This is a genomic window from Streptomyces sp. NPDC026417 (genome assembly GCF_055567695.1).
In genome coordinates this window covers 1-4,475 of record NZ_JBVHPY010000087.1, presented here as the reverse complement: position 1 = coordinate 4,475, position 4,475 = coordinate 1, and the positions used below count along the sequence as shown (strand labels likewise).

General features: G+C 58.4%; 4 protein-coding genes and 1 pseudogene. 4 read left to right on the top strand and 1 reads right to left on the bottom strand.

The window, feature by feature from the left end; translation table 11 throughout:
- Positions 1-140: 140 nt before the first annotated feature.
- The 3 genes and pseudogenes from ACZ4NT_RS38805 to ACZ4NT_RS38795 all read left to right on the top strand — a co-directional run.
- Positions 141-317, top strand: a pseudogene (locus ACZ4NT_RS38805) (transposase); the annotation flags it as partial.
- 425 nt (positions 318-742) lie between these two features.
- Positions 743-2,395 carry a hypothetical protein gene (locus ACZ4NT_RS38800; protein ID WP_467730125.1) on the top strand — a complete coding sequence of 551 codons (1,653 nt, stop codon included), beginning with the start codon at positions 743-745 and terminating at the stop codon, positions 2,393-2,395.
- A gap of 142 nt (positions 2,396-2,537) precedes the next feature.
- A complete protein-coding gene (locus ACZ4NT_RS38795; protein WP_467730123.1) occupies positions 2,538-3,338 on the top strand; it encodes a terpene synthase family protein in 801 nt (266 codons plus the stop codon).
- 190 nt (positions 3,339-3,528) lie between these two features.
- On the opposite strand, the gene ACZ4NT_RS38790 is transcribed toward ACZ4NT_RS38795, so the two are convergent.
- Positions 3,529-4,167, bottom strand: a complete 639-nt coding sequence (locus tag ACZ4NT_RS38790) for a transposase (protein WP_467730121.1) — start codon at positions 4,165-4,167, stop codon at positions 3,529-3,531.
- On the opposite strand from ACZ4NT_RS38790, the gene ACZ4NT_RS38785 reads away from it, so the two are divergent.
- Positions 4,049-4,475: helix-turn-helix domain-containing protein (locus ACZ4NT_RS38785; protein WP_467730119.1), on the top strand; the 427-nt coding region annotated here is incomplete at its 3' end. The genes ACZ4NT_RS38790 and ACZ4NT_RS38785 overlap by 119 nt on opposite strands.

Here is a 4,475-nt window from a genome sequence, read left to right as displayed (position 1 = left end):
GACAGCAGCAAGCCCGCATCAGCCACTACAAACGACGCGGCCACACACCACCAGAAACTGCCCAACCATCAGGCCAAAGACCGTTGCAGTGCTAGGACTTGTCCGGCCGATCAAGTAACTACTTCGTCCACAGGTCGTTGATGTGGACATGGGGGCGGGGAGATCTGACGGATGCCGAGTGGGAACGGCTGCTGCCCTTCCTGCTGGTGAGCAACGGTCGTTGCGACCGGTGGCGGGATCACCGTCAGGTGGTCGACGGGATTCTGCACCGGGTGCGGTGGCGGGACCTGCCCGAGCGGTTCGGCCCGTGGAAAACCGTTTCAGTACAGGCGATTGAGTACTGATTGCCCAGTTCCTCAGATTGTTGATCACGTTCACTAGGTTGAGGACTCGGAAGACCTTCCTTTCCCTATAACATCTCAGCCTAGGTGATCCATGACATACTCCACGACACCGGTAGCGCTTTCCGAACCCTTTGAGGGTGCACGCAAACGTCCTCACGTCGCCACGCGCCGACACGACACGCCCGAGCCGAAGGAAGTAGTTTTCGCGCGAGCCCTAACTACTCAGATCGATCCGCGCAGCTGAGGTGTTGAGGATCAGCGTGATTGGACCCTGTGGCTCAGTTTGCCTTGGCAAGCCTGTGTCAGTTTTTGACCTCAAGCCATTATGGCACCACACCTAGCGCAATCTCATTTGGCGGTTCCGCCCTCGGCGTTTACAAACTACCTGAGGACCTAAATTGATCAGCACCAAGTTCTTCGCCATGCAGCAGCAGGAAATGCGAATGGCAATCGTCGATCACTTCCAGCGTCTACGTATCGACCGCGGGGACTGGAACCCCTCGATTTATGATCATGCGTGGGTGATTTCAAGCGGATTCTTCTCCCCGGATGAACGGGAGAGGCAGGTCAGCAAGCTATTGTCAAGTCAGACTGCAACGGGTATTTGGGGAGACGAACGCTACCTTCCTCATTCAGCGCTCGTTGATACGCTCGCAGTAATGGTGGCGCTACAGCGGATCGAATACCAAATCCCGCGGCTGAGTGAAGCCCGCGCAAGCGTAGATCGACTAATGCGAGAATGCGCAAAGTACACGCATCACGCAACTGTTGCCTTCGAGCTCATAGCTCCACTAATGATTCGGTGGCTCGCAGAGAAAGGGGTCAATCTCGGACTCAGCGCTCCAGCGGTTGCCTATTGTGAGATGTTGGAAGTGATGGCCAGCCGGAAGCTGGAGTCTCTGCGGCGGGCTGGAGGTATATTCGACGCCGGCAGTACGGTCAGCTTCACAGCGGAGATCGCGGCCCTGATGCCTAACTTGGAAGAGGGCGAAATAGACCAGCTACTCGACGGCATTTTACCGAACGGATCAATCGGACTTTCACCTGCGGCAACAGCCGCAACACTCGTCGTATTGCGCGAGCATGGTCGACCTATAAATTCGCGACTCGTCGACTACCTGCACGACACTTATCAGGACTATGACTTTCGCGGATTTCCTAATCTTCACCCAGCGGAACAGACCCGACGACTATGGAATTTGCTGCCGTGGCTACTCTCGAAAGACGCCCTAATTATCGCGAGAGACGACACGGTTCGGTCGAGCATGGTAGCGCTATACAACGACATCGACGTCTCCCAGCCGCAAGGCATCTCCTGGGATACAAACAACAAAATGCTGCCCGACCTCGATGATACGGCTGTCGCCTTGGCCGTCTATTATGTGCTAAGCGACTTTGGTGAGAGTGTAGATCGCATGACGCCCGAGAATCTAATGCCGTTCCGGAACGACAAGGGCGAATTTGCGTGCTATCCGGGAGAGCTTCACCCGTCGCCAGCAGCCTTGGCGCACTCGCTCATGGCGATGGAGCTCGGCTCGCAGCTACAGGGGGGAGATTTTGACAACGTTCCACTGCACCGTGAGATCGTTTCCACTCTGACTGCGCAATTTGATGCAATGGCAGCGCTAGACCCAGAAGAACTTTGTCATGATAAATGGCATGCCACCTGGACATACGGGGCCCAGCGGTGGTTGAGCCTCCGCACTTTGCAGCGTTCCTTCCCCAAAACAGTAAGAGAAGTTCTCGACTTCACGCTTGAGCATCAGCAGCGAGACGGTGGATGGGGGCAGCATTCAGCATCGATCGAAGAGACTGCATATATTGTCTCAGGACTAGCTGCCCACTTGAGAAATGGGGCAATGAATGCCAGTTACTATCGAGCCGTGACACATGCAGCTAATGCGGGTGGGAAATTTCTGAGGGAGCAGCTTGCCAGGCCTACTCAGGCCGACCTATTCCCACCAATCTGGATTTCCAAGAATACCTATGCCGCGCAGTTTCAGATCACCTCAGCGGTATTGAATGCACTTTACCAGCAAGTGGAGGTGTGATTCTGTAATGAAGAGTCGCTACCTCGCCGCCTTGAATTCTGCGGACAGAGAGAGAATTGCTGGGACAGCTCGCGAGGTTGAGGTGAAGCTTCGGCAGTGGGCGAAAGCACATCCCTCCGTACGGACGGAGCGCCTAGCGTATGTGGCGCTGACGTGCGCCGCGACATCCCCTTTTTCTGATTCGCGCACCATCGCGTCTCTTGCGCGCGTCAGTCTTTTTATCTGCGCCGTCGACGACTTTTTTGATGACGGTCGGCCTTCGACCACTGAGGCACAGCGGCTCGTTACTGACTGCACAGCAGTGCTCGATGGGTTCTCGCCAGCCGATCACGACCCGACGGGCATTGCTGCTCTACTGTCCGACGTGATCCGTGACCTCTCAAGTCGACCACATTACGGTACACTAGCAATCCCCTGGATAGCGGCGATACGGCGGATGCTTGCTGGCATGTTGGGCGAGCTCAGCTGGCGATCGTGTCAGTCTGCGGCATGGCCGTTCTTCTGTGAGTATATTTCGACCGGCAAAGATACCATTGGTATTGGAGTGCACCTCTATTCTATGGCTATTTTGCTCGACGAGCCGGTGGCTACCACTCATTTGCCCCAGTTGTTTCTCCTTGAGCAGGATTTGGCTCTGTGCGTACGACTCGCGAACGACCTCCATGGCCAAGAACGCACAAGCAGTGAGGGATTCCTCGAAGCGGCTTCAGTGCTCATGAACGAACTGCAGCTTTCCCCCACATCTCGAAGCTGCGTAGAAATGGAGCTTTCACAAGAAATTCAGTCGATCATTGCGAGGTGTGAATCGCGCAGTATACGCCTCGTGGAATCCGGTGCCCCTGCGAGATTGACGCAGAGCCTCGTTCTTCATGCCCGCTTTGTCTGCGATTTCTATACATTTGTGGACCAAGATTACCATTGGAGTAGGAGCCTTTCCCCTTGATTGTGGACACCGGTTGTCATTCGGCAGTGGCCAGCGTAGTTGACCTCGATTCGTCTGTGGTCTGACGGCGTCGCCGTGAACGACTGGGTGCCCGATATGCCCCTTGTCGTGTGGGGGCGGGTCATGGCATGCGCTGCGGGGGGCGTCGGCTTCCACGAGGGCCCGGCGTCGTCGGGGTCGTGGCCGGTTGTCAGGTGCGGGTCGGAAGCTGGGTGGCTCGCTGCCAGGCTATGGGGAACGCCGCTGCCCAGGGCCAGGTGCGGTCGAGATGCAGGGTGCGGCTGCGGGCGTGGGCGGTGAGCCGGGCGGGAAGGTGATACAGCTTCATCCGGATCGTCTCCGGCTCCGCGGCGGCGGGTTCCGGCTCGTCGTGCAGGAGGAGCCGGGTCCAGGCGTCGAGGTCGGCGGCGATCGTGGCGGCCAGTACCCAGGCGGCATTCAGCTGCCAGGACTTCGACGGCAGCAGCCCGAGACCGATCCGCTTGATCGCTTTCACGCGGTCCTCGACCTCGGCGTGATCACGGGGTAGAGGGAGTCGACAAACCACACCTGCCCGGAGCCGGGCCACCTTGGAAGCCCATGATGGTCGGGGATGTTGGTGGCGATGATCTGGTAGTGTCCTGCGCCCGTAGTTGATCGTTAGTAGTTGTGTGACTTCTGCTGCTGGTGTGTCAGTTCCTTGTCGGGGCCGGAAGTTGGAGCCGTCGCTGTTGTCTGATGACGAGTGGGCGGTGTTGGAGCGATGGACGCGTCGGGCGACATCGGCCCAGGCACTGGTCCTGCGGGCGCGGATCGTGCTGGTGTGCGCCGGGCCGGAGGTGGCACCCATTGTCGCGATCGCCCGGGAGTTGCGGATGAGCGCTGACACCTTCCGCAAGTGGCGGCGGCGCTTCCTCGCCGAGCGGCTGGACGGTCTGGCCGACGAGCCCAGGCCGGGCCGGCCGCCCACCATCAGTGTCGATCAGGTGGAGGCGGTCGTGGTCACGACCTTGGAGGAGATCCCGAAGAACGCCACCCACTGGTCTCGGAAATGGATGGCCGAGCACAGTGGCCTGTCGAAGTCCACGGTCGGCCGGATCTGGCGGCAGTTCCAGCTCAAGCCGCATCTGGCGGACACCTTCAAACTGTCGACGGACC

Bases quoted from the DNA above. Each gene is read 5' to 3' on its own strand.
- ACZ4NT_RS38790 (WP_467730121.1), bottom strand. From the start codon at position 4,167: ATGGGTGCCACCTCCGGCCCGGCGCACACCAGCACGATCCGCGCCCGC.